The 22,671-nt window shown below is 44.4% G+C and carries 20 protein-coding genes; 8 read left to right on the forward strand and 12 right to left on the reverse strand.

Annotated elements, in window-relative coordinates; all coding sequences use genetic code 11:
• Nucleotides 1-80: 80 nt before the first annotated feature.
• The 6 genes from B7360_RS14945 to B7360_RS14970 all read right to left on the reverse strand — a co-directional run bounded on the left by B7360_RS14945 (nucleotide 81) and on the right by B7360_RS14970 (nucleotide 7,839).
• Entirely contained in the window at nucleotides 81-1,355 is a 1,275-nt protein-coding gene (locus tag B7360_RS14945; protein ID WP_085343887.1) for a cytosine deaminase, read from the reverse strand.
• Between the two features lie 9 nt (nucleotides 1,356-1,364).
• Complete coding sequence (gene codB / locus B7360_RS14950; RefSeq protein ID WP_085343888.1) at nucleotides 1,365-2,603, reverse strand: cytosine permease; 1,239 nt, start codon at nucleotides 2,601-2,603, stop codon at nucleotides 1,365-1,367.
• A gap of 806 nt (nucleotides 2,604-3,409) precedes the next feature.
• Nucleotides 3,410-4,756, reverse strand: a complete 1,347-nt coding sequence (locus B7360_RS14955) for a magnesium transporter (RefSeq protein ID WP_085343889.1) — start codon at nucleotides 4,754-4,756, stop codon at nucleotides 3,410-3,412.
• Nucleotides 4,757-4,868: 112 nt separating this feature from the next.
• Nucleotides 4,869-6,191 carry an AarF/ABC1/UbiB kinase family protein gene (locus tag B7360_RS14960; protein ID WP_085343890.1) on the reverse strand — a complete coding sequence of 441 codons (1,323 nt, stop codon included), beginning with the start codon at nucleotides 6,189-6,191 and terminating at the stop codon, nucleotides 4,869-4,871.
• Between the two features lie 98 nt (nucleotides 6,192-6,289).
• Entirely contained in the window at nucleotides 6,290-7,513 is a 1,224-nt protein-coding gene (locus tag B7360_RS14965; protein ID WP_085343891.1) for an HlyD family secretion protein, read from the reverse strand.
• Entirely contained in the window at nucleotides 7,513-7,839 is a 327-nt protein-coding gene (locus B7360_RS14970) for an MFS transporter (protein WP_046875867.1), read from the reverse strand. The genes B7360_RS14965 and B7360_RS14970 overlap by 1 nt, the downstream gene beginning before the upstream one ends.
• A 107-nt stretch (nucleotides 7,840-7,946) precedes the next feature.
• Between B7360_RS14970 and B7360_RS14975 the strand changes: the two genes are divergently transcribed.
• Nucleotides 7,947-8,948 (forward strand): AraC family transcriptional regulator, encoded by a 1,002-nt coding sequence (locus tag B7360_RS14975; RefSeq protein ID WP_006741180.1) that lies wholly within the window; start codon nucleotides 7,947-7,949, stop codon nucleotides 8,946-8,948.
• Nucleotides 8,949-9,039: 91 nt separating this feature from the next.
• On the opposite strand, the gene B7360_RS14980 is transcribed toward B7360_RS14975, so the two are convergent.
• On the reverse strand, nucleotides 9,040-9,729 hold the full coding sequence (locus B7360_RS14980) for a hypothetical protein (protein WP_085343918.1): 690 nt from the start codon (nucleotides 9,727-9,729) through the stop codon (nucleotides 9,040-9,042).
• Nucleotides 9,730-9,741: 12 nt separating this feature from the next.
• Nucleotides 9,742-11,283: a hypothetical protein gene (locus B7360_RS14985; RefSeq protein ID WP_085343892.1), complete on the reverse strand. Its 1,542-nt coding sequence runs from the start codon at nucleotides 11,281-11,283 to the stop codon at nucleotides 9,742-9,744.
• Between the two features lie 366 nt (nucleotides 11,284-11,649).
• On the opposite strand from B7360_RS14985, the gene B7360_RS14990 reads away from it, so the two are divergent.
• Complete coding sequence (locus B7360_RS14990) at nucleotides 11,650-12,342, forward strand: response regulator transcription factor (RefSeq protein WP_005396371.1); 693 nt, start codon at nucleotides 11,650-11,652, stop codon at nucleotides 12,340-12,342.
• Nucleotides 12,343-12,345: 3 nt separating this feature from the next.
• Complete coding sequence (locus B7360_RS14995; protein WP_085343893.1) at nucleotides 12,346-13,668, forward strand: ATP-binding protein; 1,323 nt, start codon at nucleotides 12,346-12,348, stop codon at nucleotides 13,666-13,668.
• Here B7360_RS14995 and B7360_RS15000 read toward each other — a convergent pair.
• Nucleotides 13,649-14,305, reverse strand: coding sequence for a pyridoxamine 5'-phosphate oxidase family protein (locus tag B7360_RS15000; protein ID WP_054866983.1), 657 nt, complete (start codon nucleotides 14,303-14,305; stop codon nucleotides 13,649-13,651). The two genes, B7360_RS14995 and B7360_RS15000, sit on opposite strands and share 20 nt — an antisense overlap.
• 100 nt (nucleotides 14,306-14,405) lie before the next feature.
• Between B7360_RS15000 and B7360_RS15005 the strand changes: the two genes are divergently transcribed.
• Nucleotides 14,406-15,851 carry a PLP-dependent aminotransferase family protein gene (locus B7360_RS15005; protein ID WP_085343894.1) on the forward strand — a complete coding sequence of 482 codons (1,446 nt, stop codon included), beginning with the start codon at nucleotides 14,406-14,408 and terminating at the stop codon, nucleotides 15,849-15,851.
• Here B7360_RS15005 and yjeH read toward each other — a convergent pair whose 3' ends face one another.
• On the reverse strand, nucleotides 15,852-17,114 hold the full coding sequence (yjeH, locus tag B7360_RS15010) for an L-methionine/branched-chain amino acid transporter (RefSeq protein ID WP_006741172.1): 1,263 nt from the start codon (nucleotides 17,112-17,114) through the stop codon (nucleotides 15,852-15,854).
• A gap of 327 nt (nucleotides 17,115-17,441) precedes the next feature.
• Between yjeH and B7360_RS15015 the strand changes: the two genes are divergently transcribed.
• From B7360_RS15015 to B7360_RS15030, 4 genes are all read left to right on the forward strand, one after another.
• The gene (locus B7360_RS15015) at nucleotides 17,442-17,897 is read left to right on the forward strand and encodes an Lrp/AsnC family transcriptional regulator (RefSeq protein ID WP_005396378.1); all 456 of its coding nucleotides are present in this window, start codon (nucleotides 17,442-17,444) and stop codon (nucleotides 17,895-17,897) included.
• 43 nt (nucleotides 17,898-17,940) lie between these two features.
• Nucleotides 17,941-18,855, forward strand: coding sequence for a LysR family transcriptional regulator (locus B7360_RS15020; protein WP_065646227.1), 915 nt, complete (start codon nucleotides 17,941-17,943; stop codon nucleotides 18,853-18,855).
• A gap of 95 nt (nucleotides 18,856-18,950) precedes the next feature.
• On the forward strand, nucleotides 18,951-19,565 hold the full coding sequence (locus tag B7360_RS15025) for a LysE family translocator (protein WP_048624827.1): 615 nt from the start codon (nucleotides 18,951-18,953) through the stop codon (nucleotides 19,563-19,565).
• 418 nt (nucleotides 19,566-19,983) lie between these two features.
• Nucleotides 19,984-20,223, forward strand: a complete 240-nt coding sequence (locus tag B7360_RS15030; protein WP_237308774.1) for a hypothetical protein — start codon at nucleotides 19,984-19,986, stop codon at nucleotides 20,221-20,223.
• A 126-nt stretch (nucleotides 20,224-20,349) separates the two neighbouring features.
• Here B7360_RS15030 and B7360_RS15035 read toward each other — a convergent pair whose 3' ends face one another.
• Nucleotides 20,350-20,571 (reverse strand): hypothetical protein, encoded by a 222-nt coding sequence (locus B7360_RS15035; RefSeq protein ID WP_005397748.1) that lies wholly within the window; start codon nucleotides 20,569-20,571, stop codon nucleotides 20,350-20,352.
• Between the two features lie 240 nt (nucleotides 20,572-20,811).
• Complete coding sequence (locus B7360_RS15040) at nucleotides 20,812-22,245, reverse strand: glyceraldehyde-3-phosphate dehydrogenase (protein ID WP_074190481.1); 1,434 nt, start codon at nucleotides 22,243-22,245, stop codon at nucleotides 20,812-20,814.
• Nucleotides 22,246-22,671: the final 426 nt, after the last annotated feature.

Here is a 22,671-nt window from a genome sequence, read left to right on the forward strand (position 1 = left end):
TACCTTTCTGTTAATTGTTCTGGCGAGAACTACATCAACAGATTACACCGCAACTTCCCTTCTCTTCCATACACCAGAAATCAGCATAGCTCCACTTGCTCTGCTTGTTCAAGATGAATATGAGTCGTCGCAGGCTGTGTCTCTGCAATGACTTTACCGTGACGAACAGAGTAGCGAACCGGCACTTGGCGACGTACTGCGTCAAAAACATTTTCTGCAGGAAGAATCAGTAAACTACCTGGCTTACCTGTTTCAATGCCGTGCTTGTCTTGAATGTTCAGTGTACGTGCTGAATTGGTGCTGATCAGATCCAGTGAGTTGTTGATTTGGTCGTAACCCATCAACTGACACACGTGCAGACCCATATGCAGCACTTGCAGCATGTTTGCAGTGCCTAGTGGGTACCAAGGGTCAAATACATCATCGTGTCCAAAGCAGACGTTGATGTTGGCATTCAGCATCTCTTTCACTCGTGTTACGCCGCGACGTTTTGGGTAATCATCAAAACGGCCTTGTAAGTGAATGTTCACCAATGGATTTGCCACGAAGTTGATACCGGACATGCGTAATAAACGGAACAGGCGAGATGCGTATGCACCGTTGTAGGAACCCATCGCTGTGGTGTGACTGGCCGTGACTTTATTCCCCATATCAAACTTGTGCGCTAATGCTGCCAGTGTTTCAACGAAGCGAGATTGTTCGTCATCGATTTCATCACAATGCACGTCGATCAGGCGGTCGTATTTTTGCGCTAACTCGAATACGTAGTGCAGTGATTCAATGCCATATTCGCGTGTGAATTCAAAGTGTGGAATCGCGCCAATAACGTCCGCCCCTAATTTGACGGCTTCTTCTAGCAGCTCTTTGCCATTTGGGTAAGAGAGAATACCTTCCTGCGGGAAGGCGACGACTTGGATATCTACCCACTCTTTCATCTCTTCACGCACTTCTACCATCGCTTTTAGGGCAATTAGGGTAGGGTCTGAAACATCGACGTGAGTACGAACGTGTTGTACACCGTTTGCGATCTGCCATTTTAAGGTTTGTTTTGCGCGCGTTTTCACGTCTTCAATCGACAGCATTTCTTTGCGCTCAGCCCAACGTTCAATACCCTCAAACAATGTGCCAGAGATGTTCCAGCTTGGCTCGCCAGCGGTTTGCGTTGTATCTAGGTGAATGTGTGGCTCGCAGAAAGGCGCCACCGCCATGCCGCCTTCAGCATCGATGGTGTCACCGTTATGATTAAGCTCCACATCGTTGCTTTCAATGCGCTTGAATTGACCATCTTCAATCAAAATTTGCTGCAGACCTTCTTGTCCTTTTAGCGTTACGTTTTTGATCAGTAGTGTTGTCATGATGGTTCCTTACGCTGGCTGTATAGCCAGTGCTTTTTTGTTAAGAATAGGATTAAGAATTAGGAAGCTAATTGCGCCGCCAAGTACAGCGTTAATCGGTACTACGCCAGGAAGGAAGTGTCCCGCACCAACGCCAATCGCTACAGCGATAATGCCAGCCCAGTTTACGCTTTGGAACTGGGCGGCTTCAAAGTTTGCGTAGCGCTTACGGTTCGTGAAGAAGTCAGCGATGATCACGCCGCCAATCGGTGGAATTGCCAACGATAGGAAGGTCAGCCAGCCAACAAAGTTATTGTAGAGCCAGAGAGCGCAAAGTGTGCCAACAAGCCCGTTCGCCATCGAGATGTATTTACTTGGTAAGCCTGTGATGTTGGAAAATCCAAGACCCGATGCGTAGAGCGCGTTGTCGTTAGTCGTCCAAATGTTTAACCCAAGTACGATGATGGCAGGAATCAATAAACCTTGCGCAATCATCACTTCAGATATGTCTGATTGACCAGTCACCGACGCACCTGCCGCGCCAAAGATAAACATTAACGAGTTACCGATGAAAAATGCCACCATTGTGATCATCACAGCGCTGCGCGGCTTTTTGCCAAAGCGCACGAAATCTGCCGTTAATGTACCAGCACTGACAAAAGAGCCGACAACCATCGCGAGAGCTATTGAAAAATCGAGTGGCTCGGTTGGTTGAACCTGTTGTAGTTCGCTAATACCGCCAACGCTATTTACTGCCTCGATGACAGAGTAGCCGCCAAGTAGCGCAATGGCAGGAACGGCAATTGCTGACAACACCATCAGTGCTGAGATGCCAAAGTAAACGGTCGCGGTCATGAGCAAACCGGAAACGAGGATCAATGTATTGGTATCGATGCCCGTTGCTTTATGCACCGGAATCGCAAACATCGCGACACCAACTCCAAACCACCCAACTTGAGTACCACCAAGAAGAGCAGAAGGAAGCCAAGATCCTTTAGAACCAAAAGAGAAACGAGCAAGAAGGTGAGTAGAGAGACCAGTAGAAGCGCCGATGTAACCGAGGAAAGAAGTGTAAATACCGAGGATTAGGTTACCGATGAGAACAGCGAGGAAAAAATCATTAAAGGAGAGCCCAGTACCGAGAGAACCCCCTGTCCACATACTTGCGGAGAAAAAAGTGAGTCCTAACATCACCATGGTTAGTGACGCCACGCCTTTTCTGGCCGTGTTGGGAACTGGTCCAAGACTGTAGTTATTGTCTCCAGCCATTATTACCTCCGCACATTGAAATATTAAATTATAGCACCTGGTTTTCAGGCAAACGGCGCGTATTATCGTGATGTAAATTTAATAGTCAATGATAAAATTGCAATTTAAACGTTTGCTTGATTTTTGGTGTCTGTTTTTTCTTTTAATAACAATTGTTTGGTTTTTAAGTTCTAAAAGTGAAAAGTTTATTTTTACGTATTTTCTATGATTTATAGACAGGTTTTCTATGTGAAATGAATGTTTTGAATTGCTATTTGTTTTTATGGATTAAATTTATCTATAACTCTGGATTGTTCAGTCGATTTCTATGAAAAGAAAACGATTTCATGATGAGATTTTTGGTTTGGACGTCATTTGTTCTTTTTTTGGGGTGTGTTTTCTTGGTTTTATTTTATGTAGGTGATTTGTTTTTGTTGAAGCTGGCATTTCTAATGGTTTAGTGGGCGAATATTTGAATTTTATAAACAGTAAACAATCTGTTGTGGGCAAGAAAAGTACAACCGAGCTCGGTCAGAGGATAAGAGAGCAATAGCCACATAAAAAAATAGCCAACCGCAAAGAGTGCGATTGGCTTATATACATGTGAACAAAATCAAGTTCACTAACAACGTCAGTTGGCTAGGTGACCCTCGGCTTAAGAAGGGTCGATTTATATAATGCAGTTACTGTGCCAACTTTAATATGCCCTAAAATACGTAGTTTCTGTGACATGCGTTGCTTAAAGTTTGAGTTTGTTTGCAATTTGCAACTGCGTTATGCAATTTGACTCTATTATGCTAATGATTGATTAATAAACAGTGGACTTTTTAGAGCATGACTAAACTCGCCGTCCCTAAAAAGGCGAAAAAACCAACCACATCTGTCACTGTTGTTAGAATCACCGAGCCAGCCAAAGCAGGGTCCAATTTAAACTTATCCAAAATAATGGGTATCAATACGCCAAATAAAGCAGCGGTAATAATGTTGACGATAATGGCCAGCGCGATGGTTCCACCTAAAACTGGCGATTGGAACCACAATCCGGCTAACCCGCCGATGATTAGCGCCCAAGCAATGCCGTTCAGTGAGCCAATACCCAGCTCATTTTTTAAGAATTTGAATCGGTTACCTGGGGTAATCTGATTAAGCGCCATCGCACGAACCATTAGAGTCAGCGTTTGGCTGCCTGCAATGCCACCCATCGATGCAACAATTGGCATTAGTACGGCCAAAGCCACCACTTGAGCAATCACGTCTTCAAATAGCCCGATAGTGACAGACGCTAAAATTGCAGTCAGCAAATTGATGCCCAGCCACACGCCGCGTTTTTGTGAGCTTTTTAATACTGGCGCAAACAAGTCATCGCCTTCATCCATACCAGTACCGGCCATTAAGCGCGCTTCGTAGATTTCACGTTGCGTACGTAATGCAAATTGCCAATCGACTTCACCAATCAGAGTTTGGTCTGCATCAGTCACAGGCAGAGCGGGCAGCGTGCTGTGCTCTAATGCTTCTACCGCTTCGGGAAGCATCATCTTACTGTCTAGCACCGTCACCGCTTCAATAACGAGTGTTTTCAAGCGAGTATCAGGATCACTACGTAAAATTTCGTAGTAATTGACTGTCCCTCGATACTGTTTATTACGGTTGATCAGGTAGACCTGTTGAGGCGTGTCGTAGCTATAGCGCTCCATTAACTGCTTAGCCGTTCCAATCGTAATATTAAAGGGCAGGGTGATGATTTTACGCTCAGCCCAGTGGCCGAGTTCTTCATCTTCATATTCGTTTGCCTGATCGTAAAGCTCTAACTCATCTTTTTCGATCAACGCGAGCGCTTCGTTGATGATCGACTCAGGCAACGAATCCGCCCATTCGATCAGCGATAAGTTATCAAGTTTAGCGAGGGTGAGTTTTAGCTCGACTTCAGATAATGCATTGATGATAGAAAAACGTACGTCGGCACGCATTTCCGTTAACACGTCGATATGCAGTTCTAGTGGCAAAGCTCGCCATAAGCGAACACGATCATCGATTGGAAAGGCTTCCAGAATTAGGGCGACTGCGCCAGGTTCGAGACCCGCTTCAATAGATTCATTGAGCGTTGCGACTTGATCCGCTTCTTCGGCTTGGCCAATTTGCTGGATTAGAGTGGAGAGATCTTGAAACTTGCTCACCGAGTACCCCGATAGTTAATTTGTTTTATGGAAGTATGGCATGTTATTGAGATGCACAACTATGCATCTTAACCTTGCTCAAGGTACTTGAAAGTAACAGAAAAACAATAGGCTATTCGCTGTTGATAGTGAGATATGGCTGTACCAATTGGCGAATGTTCACTTTTGCGCCAATTCTCGCTGCGAGCAAATACATTCCACCAATTTTACGATGTAAAAATAGGGCATCGGCAGGTGGGGTATGCCAGTACTCTTGTTCCATGCTCAAAATAGTGCCAGCTTCGCGAAGTTTTTGCGCTAAGCCACTGGCTTTAAAATCATATGGCTCATCAACTAACATGGGTTCACATGCCATTTTTACTAAATCGAGAATCGCTTGGCGCTGATCAGGTAAGATGGTTTGGCTGAAGAAGCCAATTTGCTCAAGCGCGTCATTCAAGCCTTGTTCGTCATTATTCATGACGGACGCAAAGGCTTTGCGATAGCCGGCACTGAATCGTTCGCTGTATTCGCGAGTTGCACCGAAATCTAACAAGCCGATTTGGCGAGTACTTTCAATGTACAAGTAATTGGCGAAGTTAGGGTCGGTTTGCACCATCTTGAATTCGAACAGCTCTCTGAACAGCAATTCGAGCAAACTGTGCATGACAAAATCTCGCGTACTTTGATCATAATGTTCGATGTGTTCAATGGGTACGCCGTCAATAAACTCCATGGCGAGAACGGAGTCTGAGCAACTTTCAGTATGAATCTTCGGCACGACAAAATGAGGGTGCTCCTTCAAAGCGTCATGATAACGAATGGCAAATTGCGCCTCTCGTGCGTAATCGGCTTCATCATGTAGCTGCTTTTTCGCTTCTTCGAGCAATCCTTTGTAGTCGACAGACTCGGGAATCAACCCAACGACCTTGAGCAGTGTACCGACATTATCGACGTCGCTATCAATACTTTTCCGTATGCCCGGATATTGCACTTTGACGGCTAGGTTATCGCCCGCATCGCTGTAGGCTTGGTGCACTTGTCCTATTGATGCACTGGCGATTGGTTTGAAGTTAAATGATAGAAACTCAGCTTTCCAATTCGTTCCAAGCGAACTTTCCATTACTGCGTTGAGTTGTTTTGCAGGCATTGGGTCTGCGTCGGAACGAAGACGGGAAAGAATATCGGCAAGTTCAGGTTCTAAAACATCACCAGCATCCATTGAGAGCATTTGACCAAGCTTCATTGCAGCGCCACGTAGGTGAGCAAGTTGGTCGGTTAAACGCGCGATGTTTTGCGGCGTCAGCAATAGGTCTTTCGCTTTTGGTTTATTGCCTTTGGCGATTTGTTTCGTGCCTTCTGCAATCACATTGCCTGCGACACGGGTAGCAAGTGAAGCGAACTTGCTGAACCTTGAGATACGATGGGTAGGTAGGCTTCTTTCCTTTGCCGACATGAATCTTCTCCGCTGTTTACTAACTAATTGTTATACGGGAAAAGGATGTGTTTGGATACAAATGAAAAAACCGCCAGCGAAACTGGCGGTTTGTGAGTTTAGATGGAGTAGAAGAAGTACAGCTGAGACTTCATTCGAATGATGATCCCGCGAATCACATCCAAGAAGGCCATGAAGCCTATCGGTTTTTCACCGCTGACCCATGCGAGGCCAACAGAGCCAACAGGAACGTCGTAGCCTTCTGGCTCATCAATCTTAAGACGAACAAAGTGGTGTTTGTTCTGTAAATTCTTTCCAGTGGTGACACGCACAGAATCATCGAAACCCAGCAGATTACCTTGTGACTCACCTGTTGCTTCAACAATGCCTTCGACGGTCGCTGAGAAGATCTTGCCTGGGTAAACGGACGAGGAGAATTCCGCAGGTTGACCCGGTTTGATGTTACGAATCGCCTGGTGGTTGACTCGCATCAGCACGTACTTCTCGTTGGTGTACATATTAATACGTGGCATCATCGAAACACGCTGACCTTCACGCAGGATAAAGTTGGTGACAAAGCCATCTGTTGGGGCATGAACTTTGGTGCTGTTCAAATCCCATTGCGCTTTTGCAATTTGCTCTTCAGCTTGGCGCAGTTCGGCTTGTTTCGTTTCAACTGCGAGCTCTGCTTTATGAATCGCCAGTTTTGCACGGGAAATATCGACTTGTTTCTTCTTAATTTGAGACTCAAGGGTTAACACGTTGTGACGTGCCATATCAACCGCACTCGATTGTTTGTCGATGTCGCTTTCCGTGATGGTGTTTTGCACCACTCGGTTTTGCTCAACATAACGATCTAGCATCTTTTTCTGCAATTTGTAGTCAACTTTCGCCGCTTCCAATTGGCTCTTTGATGTTTCTAGATCTTGCACCAATGCTTGATGATTCGCTTCTTCAATCTCGATGTCGCCTTTTGCCGTAGCTAATGCGACTCGTGCAGAATCGGCGGATACGTTCGCCTGATTTAATGCGATTTCGTATTGCGTTGGGTCAAGTTCATAAATGAGCTGACCTTCTTTAACTTGCTGATTCGGCGTAATGTAAATGTGGTCAACTTTACCTTTTACATTGGTTGAATCTGGACGCAATTGGATGTGTGGTGACTGCACGACAGAACCACCGGATAAATCCATCGGGGTGAAGTTAATCAAACCTACCCATACGAACATTAGCCAACTCAAACCGCCAAGATAAGCGAACGATTTGGTTGCTTTGTTCCAAGGCATGCCAACCAAACGCAGCAGATAGATGAAGAGAGCCCATACCGCTAAACCTTCTAACATTACGCTTCCTCTTTTGGCTGTGTTTCTGTTTGCGGTTTACTTCTCCATGTATCACGCAGATTGATGATGGCTTTTTCCATATCAACGAATGCAAAGATCACAGCTAGCACCCAAACCCAGTGCCAGACAAACCCAATCCAGGTGAGCGCAGTGATGAGCCCTATCTGATGATGGTCTTTGCTGTGCGCCTTATTAATTGGCAACTCATGGATTTTCCAAAAGCCGTAACACGCGCCCGCGACACTCGCGATTAAAACGACAGCAGCGACAACATGTAACGCTGTATCTGCACCAGTTCCGACAAATGGGACACTCAGTAAACTCATTAAACACTCCTCTATCAAACGGTTGGCGTATTGTGATCTGGATTTGATTTAGGTCTTTCTTTGTGACAGATTCAATCAATAGAGGGTTAAATTTGATGTGATTGGTAATGAAGACGGTTCGATTTATTCGCGCGATGGGCATTCTAAACATGCATAACCTCGCGTTATCTAAATATAATTTGGGCTCGGATGAACTGGGGATTCCGTCGTCGGTATTTCACAACCCAATGACACTGATCCCGCTAAAAGCCGTCGCAGAATGGTATCGTTGTGTTGAACAAGCCAGTAGTGATCCAGATGTGGTTTTGAGTCTCAGCCGAGGTATTGAACTGCAAAAGCTTGGGCCTGTGGGACGCTGGCTATTTTCTGGGAATGATTTAGCCAGCGCGATTCGACGCGTTAATTATGGTGCGAGTAACTTACAATCTGGGGCGTTTTTTGCTGGCGAACAGTCGGGCAAAATCATCAAATGGACTTACCACAATCCGTTTATAGAAACGTCAGTAAAGGTGCACGATAGTATCCGCTGTGCGGTATTTATGATTAAAGTGCTACGCGAATTTCTTGGTAAAGACTATCAGCCTTTGCGCGTGAAGGTTTCAGGGTCGAGAAAAAATACTGAACCATACCGAGAATATTTCGGCTGCGAGGTGGAATGGAGTCAGCCAAAAACAGAAATATGGATCCCGGGAGATGACCGATTAGCTTCCCGCCAAGTGAGCCATCGCGAGGACAGCCGTCTAGCGATGAGTTTTTCCGATTTGGATGATTTGCTTAATATGCCCGACCCAGAAGATGAGTTGAAAGTGATTTATGAAGTGGTGAACTACAGCAGTCATTATGGATTGCCAACGTTAGAGCGCGTTTCTTCTCTGCTTGATTTATCTGAACAGCAGTTTCAACGTCGTTTGCACAAATTAGGCCTCAACTTCTCGATGGTATCCGGCTATGTATTGAGTAATGTTGCGGCTGGGTTATTGAGTAAGCGCGTGAGTATTGATGACATAGCCATGCGCCTTGGTTACACCAATGTGGCGAGCTTCAATCGTATGTTTAAGAAGCATCGTGGATTAACGCCCAAGCAGTATGCGGGAAGATTAGAAAAGTAATGCTTCACTTGTCTTTATGAAAACAAGCAATAAAAGCCCTCAAGGTAGAGGGCTTTATTATTTTTTTGTGTGGTGTTGTTTAATGTAATGGCTATTTCTTAGGGCGCCAGCTTAGTGCACTTGCAACAGCGCCGATGGCAATCACATCCTTTTTTTGTTCACTAAGTTCTGGGAGCATCTGTACCGCAATGGTACCGTTCGTCTGTACAGCGGCAATTTCTTGTGTGCCTTCCTTAAAGCTATAACCCAATGGAATGTCTACCGCCATCATGGCGTCTGGACTAGTATGTACGGTTTCTACATTAAAGTGGGTGCTGCCGATACGCACCACGCCTGTCTCTTTTTTCTCAAAGCTGATGTCGATGAGAGCGGATTTTGGCTCCATCGCAAACTCACCGACTTTTTTACCATCTTGAGTAATGTCACAGGTGTAAGGATCATTCCCACCAAAATCGACGCCCATGTAGTTAACCGACATACCGCCTCCAGTGCAGTTCAAAAGCCAAGTTTCCCCGTTGTCGATACGAGTAACTTCTGCGCCCATCGTACCTTCTTTGAAAGAGATATGGTTAAACCAACTTGAGTTAGAAGCACTGCGTGAATAGTTGCCCTTGTACTTACCAGCAAAATCAAAATGGCCATCTGCACCGAACCCCCAAAAATCTCCGTCGGTTTTGATCAGCATTTCTGGTTGTGCTTTTACGGCATCAGTACGATCCATGACGGCTAGGCCACCACAACCTACAAGGAGTAGGGGAGCGAATAGAGTAAGTTTCTTCATGTTTTTCATCGTTTATAGCTCGGTTACATCTAAGATTTGGTCGGTGAATTGGATCTTTTGAATGTCGTACAATTCGTCAGTGCCTGTACTCGGGCACTTAACAGAAACGCTCTTTGCTTTGATAACAGTACATTCTGCCAGTTTGTGTGGCACGATATAGGTGTTGATACCACCTTCACCATAAATGCTGTTGTCTTTGCTGTTGCCTTCAAAGGTATTGTTTTGGTCATTACCGATCACATTCATTGCGTCGTCGCCAATGATCTTCACTCTTGTCAGCCACTGAGATTTGTAGGTGTATGCTTCTATCAAGCCGTCTTTGTTGGGAGCCATACGGAAGGTAGGCACTGTGCCTGGATTTGTCTTTTCTGTGTAAAGTTTGACGCCCGCAGAGTCGATGTTCGCGGTGTATTGCAAGTATCCGTGGAATAAGCCGCTGATCCAATCAACGGCTTGTGGATCTTGAGTTTGCATTTCTTCACGTGTTAACGCTTGGTAGCCATCTAAACCTTGTCCGTTTGCTTTTGCTACACCCATGTAAGCTTCAAAAGCGGCAGCAAAGTATTCGTGAGAATATGAAGGGCCCGTTTGTTTAACACTTTCAGGATCGAAGTCGTCCGATTTCCAATCGTCCCAGTCATACTGAGTTGGGCGCCACACCGTCGGTTTGCCCGCTTGAATATCGTTATAGATTTTTAACGCATGAGCTTGAATGTCATTTTGCAGTGCCGCAGTCCCCGTGTTAGGTGCAATACCTTGCGCTTGGACCAAGTGTAAAATTTCTTCAAAAGCGGCGTCTCGTTCGGCTTTTTTACCAAGATTGGCACAGTAATCGGCAAAATTACTCATGTAATGGCAATCGCCTTCAACTGTCAGTTCTCGATACATCAGAGATTGGCTGTTCCTTAGCCAGTTTGGTGTTTCTTTACTATTTACTAATGTTGCCACGATAGATGTGACAAGTGTATCCATATCTTCTTCGTTAAGTACCATCATGCTTACAACAAACTTTTCTAGAGAACTCGTATCAAAAGAGTGTGCTAAGCCCGAGTTTGTCACTGCATCGTTCAGTTTGTCTTGGCGAATCAGTTCGTTGATGAAGATTTTGGTTAGCATCTCATCATTCTGTTCGTCGTTTTCGGTCAGCATTAGTGTGGCATCACGCTCGGCTAATGTCTTAGCGATACGAGACTTGTCAGCGCCGTACTTAGAGTCTGGTTGGTTTGTGAGAAGGTGTTGGATGATTTTGGCTGCACGAAAGATTTTTTCATTATTCGCACCGTCATCAACAGCCACAATGTGAAATGTATCATTGTTATTTGCTTCAGAAAGGGAGATTTTCACATAGTGGGTGAAGCCCGCATCAGCAGCCACTTTTAACTTGGTTGGAAGCTCTGTAGAAACGACAGTTGGGATTGTGACAGTGCTCAATGTTGGCGCTGGTGGTGTTGGAGGTGTCGTTGTTGATGGTTTCGAATTAGATTCACTGCCGCCGCAAGCAGTTAGACTTATAGCGCAAAATATGGCTAAAGGTGTTAATTGGGAATATCTCATTTCATGTTACTCGTAGACTTTATTAGAGCAAGAAACTTAGAAGCAACATAAAGTCCTGTCTATATAAGCAAATCGAGTCATATATATTGATATTGTTTTTTGGTAAGGACTATCATTCGATATATTTAAAAATATAGTAGATTTTTATTCCGAACTTTATTTTTTATGTGAAGCTATATTCTGCTAATGAATAAAACATCAGGTTATTGCATGGTTTTAGGGGCGTAGAATGATTAGGATTATCGTATATGTATAGTTTGTAAGCGTATGTAAGCCTGCTTTTTATTAAAATTATCATTTAAGTGGGTTGCGCAGTATAGGACGAGCGATATACTCCCTCCATCATATTGGTGGAGTAAATGATTCATGGTGGGCAATACAATCTTACTGGTAGAAGACGACTCTGAGATTGCTCGATTAACCAAAATGTACCTCGAAGCCGAAGGCTATACAGTAACTGTTATCGACAACGGTCAAAATGCATTAGAAACGATTAAGGAACTCAAGCCGGACCTAGTGCTGTTAGATTTGATGTTACCAGGAAAAAATGGCGCAGAAATATGCCAAGAGGCACGTAAATTTTATCATGGGATTATCATTGTTTTGACTGCAACCGATGATGAAATGAGCGAGGTGAGCTTATTTAAGTTCGGTGCTGATGATTACCTTACCAAACCGATAAAAGGCAACATCCTTCTCGCCCGTATTGAAGCGGCGTTGCGTCGCTATCGTCGTCAAGTTGATACCGTTGAAGAAGAAAAGCTGAGCCGATATGGCATTAGCCTTTGTCTTCGTCGTTCCCAAGCATTTTATTTGCAAAAAGATATTGGTTTGACGAGTTCTGAGTTTGAGATTTTAGAGCTCCTGATGCTGAATGTCGATAAGCCAGTATCTCGTGAATCATGTTGCCGTCTTGCCAGAGGTATTGAATACTGTATTACTGATCGTTCGATTGATATGCGTATATCCTCACTAAGGAAGAAATTCTCTAAGGCTCATATCCATACCGCTACCATTAAGACCATACGTCACCACGGCTACATGCTGACAGGTAAATGACGCATGTTTTCCCTGTTTACTCGTCTATATGTGGGGTTAGTTACTGGCCTTGCGCTGACTGTTGCTTTGTTTCTCTTTATGGGGGAAGAGTACATGCGCAAAACAGAAGTCGGCGTTTTTTTGAGTGATGGTGCTTATTTTGTCGATCAATACATTGAGCAACGAGGCACTCCGGATTCTCTCTACAAGAAGTTAACCGAAAACGGCAAGCAAGATTTCTTTATCTTTGATTTAACATTGGTTGAAAACTGGGACGGATCACCGCCTTGTCGAGATTGTAAGCTGCTGTACCGAATACAAGGGATACCTGTTTATCTTATTGATGGCAGTACCTATGCCGCGGTATTCCCTTTACCTAACACCTCGAAGAGTTTAGTTTTCAAAGAAAAAACGGATTTCTTTAGCCCAGATGTTGATTGGAATGAAGATTCTGAGATTGTATTTATACTGACTCTACTTTTGGTTGTTGTGTGCAGTTTAGGCATTATGGTTTACATACCTGTACGACGTCTTGACCGCCAAATTCGACAACTAACGGCTGCACAACAACAATTTGGTTCTGGTGAGTTGAATACGCGAGTCGATCTAAAGCAATTTTCGCAACCCGTGAAAGAGCTCGCCCAAGGCTTCAACAACATGTCTGAAGAGATTGAGAGACGAGTACGCCAAACCCATATCTTTACTCAAGCTATTCCTCATGAAGTGCGCACTCCGCTGAGTCGTATTCAGCTAGCGACGGATTTAGCTCGGCGCACGAGTGGTGAAATGCAGGCAGAGTTACATGACGATATTGAACGATACGTTGATGTAGTGACGGATTTAACGTCCGACATTGTCATGCTGTCTCGCTTGAGTGTGAAAAACCATTCTTTGAGCGATTCTGTTGAAACCATGGAACTGCCTCTTTGGTGTAAAAGCCGCATGAATTACCTAGGCTTAGAGTCCACCATGTTGAGAGCAGAAAATGAACTCGCGAACCAATTGATTCACTTTCAGCCTACTTTGGGTAACCTCGTCCTCGATAATTTACTGCAAAACGCCAAGCGTTACGGTGAATCCTGCGTTGAGGTGACGATTCGAATGGTAGCGGATTGCTGGAGCATCGATATTGAGGACGATGGTCCGGGCATCCCTGAAGCGATGCGAGAAGAAGTATTTATGCCATTTTCGCGTTTAGACAAAAGCCGCAACGCCGACGTGAAAGGCTTTGGTTTAGGGCTTGCCATCGCTACCAGTGCAGCGAGGCAATTAGGTTGGGAACTTTCTGTCGGCGAGAGTCACTTAGGCGGCGCACGTTTTACGGTGCTTATTCCTGCCAACGATTAGAGTAGGCACTGCGGTAGTCTGGTTCAGCGATACCTTCATACAAATCTTCACAAGCTTGCAGTGGACCTACGACAGTTCGGTAGGGTAGGACACCTGCCCAAACAGGAATGTCCATGTCTTCCGCATCGTCGTTGACGCCAAAATTGCTGATTTTCACAGATGCCTCTGTGAGTGGGATACGCAGCAGCATGGTGGCTTTGAGCTCTTTTTCATTGCTCAAACGGACTTGTTTTGTTCTCCCTGGAGCGATCTGTTCGATAAAGTGATTCAGCAACCTGTCTTTTTCTTGGTTATTCTCCACCATCTCAAACTGGCCAAAGACCACTGCACTGCGATAGTGCGCACTGTGGTGAAACGCACTTCGAGCCAATACCCAACCATCAAACAAAGTAAAGGTTAAGCACGTTTGCACTCCTTGTTTGAGTGAGCGTAACAATCGACTGTTGTTGGCACCATGGATATACACGTAATCATCGACACGCCATGCCAGCATGGGGATGACCACAGGGCCTGACTCGTTGGTTATCGCAATATGAGCGATTAGGCTTTCATCTATGATGGCGTGCAGTTTGCTAACATCAGAGACTGCTTTATGTGCGCCTTTCTTAATTTCCGTTCTATTGGTGTTGGATAGCATTTTCTCTCCTTGTTTGCTCACGATTACGAGCGCTTGATCCTCATTCTTTGATTGCAATGTAGCGTTTAACTGGTAGCTTAAAGAGAGCCAGTTTTAACTAATGGATGGATCCAGTTTGTCTTTGATTGATATCGGTGACCTACATTTAAAAGAAAGTGATGGAACGCGTCAGCAAGCGTTGTTTTTTGCTATTCGCAAGAAAATTGTTCAAGGATTGTGGGTGAAGAATGGGAAGTTGCCTTCTACGCGGAAGCTTTCACAGGCGCTTAATCTAAGTAGGAATACCGTGATTTCTGCCTACGAACAGTTAGTGGCGGAAGGGTACTTGAACAGCCAAAAAGGTTCTGGCTTTTATGTTGCCGTAGAACTGCCGGAGCAGTACTTGCCTGAACCTAATTCAGTTCAGAGAGACTCATCACCGAAAACCAACTTTGACATCAACCGCGCATTTGCACCGGGTGTGCCGGATTTGGACGCATTTCCGATGGCGCAGTGGCAAAAGTTACTCAATCGCCACATGTCCCGCCCCTGCTTGTTGGGGAATCAAGATATTCAGGGTAGTTGGGCATTGCGCTGTGCTTTAGCTGACTACCTCGCATCAAGTCGTTCAGTGAATTGTTCCCCAGAGCGCATTATTATTACCTCTGGGGCGCAGCAAGCGTTGTCAATTGCGACGATGGTAGTGCTCAAACAAGGTGATAAGGTTCTGATGGAGCAACCAGGTTACGCGCAAATGCGGAAGTTGATTCAGTTCCAAAACTATCAATTTGAGCCTTTGTTCGTAAGAGAGAAATTAGGTTTTGATGTGGAAGCGGTGACCTCAAGCGATGCCGATGCGCTGTATATCACACCAAGTAATCAATATCCGATGGGGACCACACTCAATACCGAGCAAAGAGGAAAGATCATCAACTGGGCGGTCGAGCAATCAAGTTGGATCATCGAGGACGATTATGACAGCGAATTTCAGTTTGCTCATCGTCCCTACACCAGCTTACAGGGGCTAGCAGCTCAAATGGGTCGAGATGATCGTGTGTTGTATGTGGGTTCCTTCAGTAAAGTAATGTTTAACGGATTGCGGCTTGGCTACCTTGTGGTTCCTGAACGTTTAGTAGAGCAATGTTTGGTGGTTAAAGATGCGTTAAGTGGTGATTCACCGACGCACACTCAAGAAGCGTTGGCAGATTTTATTACTGAAGGTGGGTTATTACGTCATATTCGAAAAATGCGTCGACTGTACAAAACTAAGCATGAACAGATGCATTTATCCATTCAACAGCATTTTGGCGACAGTGTTTGCGTCGTTAGCCAAGCGGCGGGGCTTCATATTACGTTGAAATGGCAAAACGGTATAGATGAGCTGCGTTTTACAAAACTGGCAGAGCATGAAGGGATCATCTTGCGACCTTTGAGCTATTATGAACATCCAGGTTTCCAAGCACGTCACTGGTATGGTGCCGTGCTTGGTTATGGCAATATCGCGTTAGAGAACATAGACGCTGGTATCCAACGTTTAGCCCAAATTTTTCGACATGGGAAACGGTGACTATTCAACTGCGCGTGTTTGTCGTTTATGTCGCCACTGTTTCCAAGGCAGTAAAAGTAGAGTGAAAATGCCAAGTGCATAAAACATTGACCAGCCTAAACATATAAAAACACCGGTACAAAGCAGTAGAGAAAGTCCCGCAAGCGCTTTACCAAACCCACGAAGCAATTTATAAGCGGCTAACATCGCCAACATGTAAACCAAAACGAATACACTATTTGCTAGTTTTAGGAAAAACTCCAGATCGAGCTGCGATAGCGTTCCTATCACGCAAGATATTAGCAGTACGCCGCCAACTAATAAGGTGGCTGAGAAAGGGACACCACGACGCGAAATCTTGGCTAGTGGGCTGTAAGGACGATGTTCCCGAGCTTGAGCCCAGACCATTCGCGCTAGGCTCTGTGTGTATAAGTTAACGCTCGCGAAACAAGCGGAGAATCCGATCAAACTGATTATCCATTTGGCCCCATCGCCAAGTAGTTGAGCACTCAACCATGGAATCGATGCATTATCGAATTGAGCATTACCATATGCACCAAACTTTAAAATAACAACAGAGCAAGCCCAGTACGTAGCTCCCGCTACAAAACAACCGACAATAATGGCAATAGGGAAATCTCTTTGAGGGTTTTTGAATTCTTCCCCCATATGAGCAAAAGCCTCTATGCCAACAAAACACCAGAACATCACGCCTAGCGCTGCGGTAATAGGCCAAATTGACTCTTGTGTGATAGCTGGCATCACGAGATCGGCGCTGTTAACGTCACCTTTCCATAAAAATGTGCCAACGAGCGCAAAGACACTCAAAGCAATAAGAGTTTGTAAATGACCTGATGACTTAGTGCCCATCAAGTTGACGAACACAAGAAGTAATACCGTTAGAATTTGTGCAAACAGATTATTGCTAATAGGCTCTGGCAATATTTGCTGTAGAAAGCCTGCGGCGAGTGCAATCGCGGCCGGAACCCCTACCGGAATGACACTAACAAATAGCCAAGCTACACTACTTTCCAGCTTGGCGTTAAATGCTTTACGCACAAAAAATGCGGTTCCGCCCGCGTTGGGATATCGCTTGCCTAGCTGGGCAAAAGTCAGCGCAATAGGACAAATGGCGATGAATAATAAAATCCAGGCCCATAGTGAAAAATGACCCGCTATGCCTGCTGCAATGGCTGGTATCATAAAAAGCCCCGTTCCCATTAATGTTGTGGATAGTTGGGCGATACCGGATGTGAGTGAAATGTCTTTTTTGAGCTGTTCCATGCTAATTGATTCATCCAATGTTGTAGGGCTTATGACGAAAACGCTTGTGGATTCTAATTATCTCATTTATTGGAGTTTAATGAGCCCGCTAGTGCGCTGAGTGCATAAGAAGCGTATTTGATTTCAATGCGTTATCGCTCTTTTATTTGAATGGATAACGGTGCTCATCTCATGCTTACCAAATAGCATATCCAAAATCTTAATAACAAAATGATTTACTGAACCGTCAATATGACGGTTGTTTTAAATATTTCCAACAAAATGTTGGTTTCTTATGCAGTTAGAATCGGTATAGAATGAGAAAAATAAGGAAAGCTTGGTAAGTATATGGACAAGTTTGATCACAAGATTGTGGATCTTCTCCGACACAACGCTCGGCTGTCGGTGACTGAAATTGCGGATAAAGTGAACCTTTCTCGTTCTGCGGTGACGGCTCGTATTCGTAAGCTAGAACATGACAAAGTGATTCTCGGGTATCACGCTGAAATTGCCTCTTCAGGCGGGGACTCGATTTGTGCTTATTTTGCTCTAAAGTTCGATAAATCTACATCCACGTATTATTGCGAATCATATGCCGACGAACTATACAAAATCGATGGCGTAAAATGGTGCCATGCAATCAGTGGTGAAACGGATATGATGGTTTTTGTCGAAGTACCTACGATGACTCGTTTGAACGAAATCAGAGATCAAATTCAACGTTACCCAGAGCTAAGGCACCTCATGACTCATACCGTTTTAGCTGAGTTCTTTAATACGACTGGCAACCAGTTTGTGAAATAAGCATCATGGGTGCCATTATTTATTAAAACCTTCTTGAGCCGGTATGTTAAACAACATCAATTTGAATCTACTTAGGTCCTTGCATGTACTTTTAGAAGAGTGTCATGTCAGCCGAACTGCAGAACGTTTGCACATTACGCAGTCTGCGGTTAGTCGACAGCTTGCACAATTGCGCGATCTGTGTGGTGACCCACTGCTTATTCGTCAAGGTAATCAGCTGATACCAACCCCGCGAGCAATAGCATTAAAATCAAAGCTTGATGCGTTACTGGCTGAGTTTGATCATTTACTCGATGACAAACCTTTTGAGCCACAACTGTGGCAAGGCGAGCTGGTTATTGCCTCAAGTGATTACGTGGCACAATACGTTTTGCCCGATATTGCCTCTCACTTGGGTGAACAAGCACCACAATTGGATTTGGCGTATCGACTGTGGCAACTAGATTTTATCGATAAGCTTCACGAGTTAGGAATCCACCTTGCTTCTTCTATGTATCCCACTCAGCCTGAAGGTGTATCTAGCATCAATATTGGTTCTGATAAGTCAGTTTGTTTGATGAAGGCGTCTCACCCTTTAGCTGGTAAGGCTTCGATTTCTATAGAGGACCTCATCAGTCATTCGCATATTCAAGTGACGGGTGGGGGAGACAAAGACTCAAGTACCGATATGGCACTAAAAGACAGGGGGTTGATGCGTCATGTTACCTTTAAAGTGCCTTTTTTCTCTGCGGCGGTAAATCGTTTGGTCTCAAGTGAGCACTTAATGGTAGTTCCGGAGCACATTGCAAATAATTTGGCCAAGCACTGGCCTTTGGTTCATAAAGCGCTTCCTTTTGAGACACCTACCCATGAATATTGGCTGATGTGGCATCCTAAATACGACAATGATCCAGCTCATCAGTGGGTGCGAGAGCAAATCCACGCGGTGATGAAAATATCGGAATACTCCATCCATTAAGTTATGATTTTAAATCATGACTTTTATGCGAAACTTTGATTTCAAATTATAGCTCTTCAATTGATAGATTGAATTCAAATGGAGAGAGGTTATTTATGACACTAACAGTTTGGTTATCACTTTTTACCGTGTGTTTACTCGGCGCTATGTCACCTGGGCCTAGCCTAGCAATTGTGGCAAAACATGCTTTGGCTGGTGGACGCATCAATGGTTTGGCAACGGCTTGGGCACACGCTTTTGGAATTGGCGTTTATGCCTTTATCACGCTGATTGGCCTCGCTGTTGTTTTGCAGCAAAGCCCGATGTTGTTCAAGACGATCAGCCTTGCAGGCGCGGCATATCTTGCATATTTAGGGTTCAATGCGCTGCGTTCGAAAGGCGGTGTGGCGGCGAAGTTGGAGTCAGGCGAGGAAACAACGGTAAGCCAGTCTGCTCGAGAAGGTTTTTTTATCTCGATTTTAAGTCCTAAAATTGCTTTGTTTTTTATCGCATTATTCAGTCAGTTTGTAGCGCTAGGTAATGATTTGAGCAATCAAATGATCATTGTTGCTACACCATTTGTTGTGGACGGGCTTTGGTATACCTTTATCACCCTAGTGTTATCAAGCTCTAAAGTGGTGGACAGAATTCGTTCTAAAGCAGTGTTAATTGATCGTTTGTCAGGGATTGTTCTCATGCTATTGGCACTTCGAGTGGTCGTAACCGTATAAGTTTGCAAAGACAACAAAATATTAAAGGCAGCCCGGACGGCTGCCTTTTTCTGCTCTCAGTAAACCCTCATATAATTTACGTAATCTTGACGCTAAATGCAGCTAAAGTTAATACTATCAATAGTGTTACTTTGGTTCACATTATCATTTGTAGTAAGCGCAGCTTTCCAACGCACTGTTATAATTAGAACGAGAGCCACTTAACGTTAATACTAACAGTGTCGCATATTAAGTCGAGAATGCTTTATTGGGTAAAACGGACTTTCCTCTTACTTATCCTATGAAAGGGGTAGAGACTTCATGACCGTTTAGAAGGTGAGAGAGCAATATGCAAAGAATAGTAAATCTAGCTCTAGTAGTAATTTTGACCAGTGTTTGCAGCGTTGCTTGGATATTTCTTTCAACAAAGAGCATATGGGTGTTTTTTGAACTGTTTGTATTCACGATGCTTGGTTTTGGGCTTTTGTACGCGCTACTACAAAAGGTTGATCCTCAGCACTTTGACTTCGTTTTAAATCACATAGAAGAAATAAAGAGAGAAGGCAGAGAAGCTTGCCAAAATGGGACCCCGAAAGAATCTAACCCATACTCTGGTGTTGATGGTGATTTGTGGGAGGCTGGCTACACAGCCTCTCACAACACAAAGATAAAACAATAAGCCGCTAGTTGCTTATTTGACGTTGTGCTTTTCAAAAAAAGCACCCTGCCATTGTAAAGACAGGGTGAAAGCAAGAAGTTTCTCAGGAGCAGTCGGGGGAGAGAAACTTATATAAATTCTATTTACTTATCGGCGAACCTCTTCGAACTCACCTTCGATAGCATCGGCTTTACCAGTATTGAATTCATACTCTTCATGCATTTCTTTCTGCATTTTCTTCACGCGCTTCTCAATACGCTTGCCTGTAATCAATGCTGCGATGGTCAACGGAATCGCAATGATCAAGCTAAATACTAATGTAAAAAAGCCCGTAATTAGTGCCAGTGCGGTAACAATAATCCGATTCATAATCATGACCTCTCTGTAATTCATGTGTTCAGATTAATGCTGTGAACATGAACAAAACATGAATGATAGCCTTCACTTTGTCCGGAGAGTGTCAAATGAGCGAAATGAAAAAACGCCTGAGGGTGATCAGGCGTATAAACGGGGAAAAATATTAGTAATGCGCTTCGCGCTTATTATTTAGAACAAATATGAGATATTGTCCGTTACGCTATGTGGTTAACGTTGTGGAGCAAAGTTCACCTATCGAGGGAATGTTTGGTAACGAACACCCATCATTTGTTCCATACAGTGCACAACTTGGCAGCTGTAACCGAATTCGTTGTCGTACCAGATGTAAAGTACGCAACGTTTGTCTTGTGCGATAGTCGCTTGACCATCCACGACGCCTGCATGGCGAGAACCAACTAAGTCAGTTGATACAATTTCTGTTGAATCGGTGTAGTCAATCTGTGCCGAAAGCTCAGAGTTCAACGCCATTTCACGCAAGTAATCGTTCAGTGAATCACGGTCTACGTCTTCACCTAAGTTTAGGTTAGCGACTGCCATCGAAACGTTTGGTGTCGGTACGCGAATTGCGTTACCTGTTAGCTTACCAGCTAGCTCTGGCAGTGCTTTTGCTACTGCTTTAGCTGCGCCAGTTGAAGTTAGAACCATGTTCAGAGAAGCACTACGTCCACGGCGGTCACCAGAGTGGAAGTTGTCGATCAAGTTTTGGTCGTTTGTGTATGAGTGCACGGTTTCGATGTGACCAGAAAGGACACCATATTTATCATTCAGCGCTTTAAGAACCGGCGTGATTGCGTTTGTGGTACAGCTCGCTGCAGAGATGATGGTGTCATTTTCTTGAATAACTGATTCATTTACACCGAATACAACGTTTTTAATATCGCCTTTACCTGGTGCCGTTAGCAGCACTTTCTCTGCACCTTGACACGCTAAGTGTTGGCTTAGGCCTTCAGAATCACGCCAAACACCTGTGTTATCAACAACAAGCGCGTTGTTAATACCGTAAGCAGAGTAGTCTACTTCGCTTGGATTGTTTGCGTAGATGATTTGGATGTAGTTACCGTTAACGATCAGAGCTTTACGTTCCTCATCGATCACGATGCTACCGTTGAACTGACCATGGACTGAGTCACGACGCAGTAAGCTAGCACGCTTCTCTAAATCGCCTTTTTTACCGCCACGAACCACAATCGCTCGTAGTCGTAGTGGGTAACCTGGGCCACTTTTCTCGATCAGAAGGCGAGTTAGTAGTCGACCAATGCGACCAAAACCGTAAAGAACTACATCACGCGCTTTCAATGAAGAGTCTGCATCGCGTGCGCCATCAAGTGCAGTGATAAGGAAATCATTTAGAGACGCAGTATCGTCATGCTCATTCCAGTACTTAGTTGCCAATTGGCCAACATCGACACGACACGAAGAAATGCTCATTTCACATAGCGCTTGAATGATAGGCATTGTGTGCTCAAGTGAGAGTGGGCTGCCTGTATAACGTCTTGCAACGCGATGAGTTTTGAGAATGTCTATAGTAGTAGCATTGATAAGCGTTTTACCAAACAGAACCACTTCGATTCCTTTTTGACGATATAGCTTACCAATTAGAGGGGAAATAGATTCAGCAATCGTTTGGCTAGTTTGCCAGTCTTGGAGATATTTCTCTGGACTCATTGTTGTATTAGACCTTTCACGTTTTGGGGGCTAACCATACTCTCTGCTGTTGCCTCTTCGGCAGCGTGCAAGAGTGTGGTGGGTTATGTAATCGGGTTGTAATAGTTATGTGTGCGGATTCTAAGGTCGGAGCCCTTATTCTGCTAGGAAAATTAAATCCAGTGTAAAACACTAGTTAAGGTCGTGTTAGTGGTGAATTAATGTGACTAAAGCGGTGGTTTTCACGTATTGACATTTAAAAAGTCATCCACTTTTTTCGCGATGATAATGTGTGTTTTCAAATTAGTTTTGTTGTCACTGTGAATTCGTTTGCATTTTTGTGTGATTTGTCTCGATAAGGCAACGAAATAGGTGAACATATGGTTTGGAATTTTATGAAAAGTGATGTGCATCTTAGGTATGAGTGAAACTTCACTGTTTGTACTC

Source organism: Vibrio sp. ArtGut-C1 (assembly GCF_002105475.1).
GTDB classification, from domain to species: Bacteria; Pseudomonadota; Gammaproteobacteria; order Enterobacterales; family Vibrionaceae; genus Vibrio; species Vibrio diabolicus.

What these genes read in the sequence shown, in the direction of transcription:
- B7360_RS14945 (WP_085343887.1), bottom strand. Translation starts at nt 1,355, where the DNA reads ATGACAACACTACTGATCAAAAACGTAACGCTAAAAGGACAAGAAGGT.
- codB (WP_085343888.1), bottom strand. Translation starts at nt 2,603, where the DNA reads ATGGCTGGAGACAATAACTACAGTCTTGGACCAGTTCCCAACACGGCC.
- B7360_RS14960 (WP_085343890.1), bottom strand. Translation starts at nt 6,191, where the DNA reads ATGTCGGCAAAGGAAAGAAGCCTACCTACCCATCGTATCTCAAGGTTC.
- B7360_RS14965 (WP_085343891.1), bottom strand. Translation starts at nt 7,513, where the DNA reads ATGTTAGAAGGTTTAGCGGTATGGGCTCTCTTCATCTATCTGCTGCGT.
- B7360_RS14970 (WP_046875867.1), bottom strand. Translation starts at nt 7,839, where the DNA reads ATGAGTTTACTGAGTGTCCCATTTGTCGGAACTGGTGCAGATACAGCG.
- B7360_RS14975 (WP_006741180.1), top strand. Translation starts at nt 7,947, where the DNA reads ATGAAGACGGTTCGATTTATTCGCGCGATGGGCATTCTAAACATGCAT.
- B7360_RS14980 (WP_085343918.1), bottom strand. Translation starts at nt 9,729, where the DNA reads ATGAAGAAACTTACTCTATTCGCTCCCCTACTCCTTGTAGGTTGTGGT.
- B7360_RS14985 (WP_085343892.1), bottom strand. Translation starts at nt 11,283, where the DNA reads ATGAGATATTCCCAATTAACACCTTTAGCCATATTTTGCGCTATAAGT.
- B7360_RS14990 (WP_005396371.1), top strand. Translation starts at nt 11,650, where the DNA reads ATGGTGGGCAATACAATCTTACTGGTAGAAGACGACTCTGAGATTGCT.
- B7360_RS14995 (WP_085343893.1), top strand. Translation starts at nt 12,346, where the DNA reads ATGTTTTCCCTGTTTACTCGTCTATATGTGGGGTTAGTTACTGGCCTT.
- B7360_RS15000 (WP_054866983.1), bottom strand. Translation starts at nt 14,305, where the DNA reads ATGCTATCCAACACCAATAGAACGGAAATTAAGAAAGGCGCACATAAA.
- B7360_RS15005 (WP_085343894.1), top strand. Translation starts at nt 14,406, where the DNA reads ATGGATGGATCCAGTTTGTCTTTGATTGATATCGGTGACCTACATTTA.
- yjeH (WP_006741172.1), bottom strand. Translation starts at nt 17,114, where the DNA reads ATGGAACAGCTCAAAAAAGACATTTCACTCACATCCGGTATCGCCCAA.
- B7360_RS15015 (WP_005396378.1), top strand. Translation starts at nt 17,442, where the DNA reads ATGGACAAGTTTGATCACAAGATTGTGGATCTTCTCCGACACAACGCT.
- B7360_RS15020 (WP_065646227.1), top strand. Translation starts at nt 17,941, where the DNA reads ATGTTAAACAACATCAATTTGAATCTACTTAGGTCCTTGCATGTACTT.
- B7360_RS15025 (WP_048624827.1), top strand. Translation starts at nt 18,951, where the DNA reads ATGACACTAACAGTTTGGTTATCACTTTTTACCGTGTGTTTACTCGGC.
- B7360_RS15035 (WP_005397748.1), bottom strand. Translation starts at nt 20,571, where the DNA reads ATGAATCGGATTATTGTTACCGCACTGGCACTAATTACGGGCTTTTTT.
- B7360_RS15040 (WP_074190481.1), bottom strand. Translation starts at nt 22,245, where the DNA reads ATGAGTCCAGAGAAATATCTCCAAGACTGGCAAACTAGCCAAACGATT.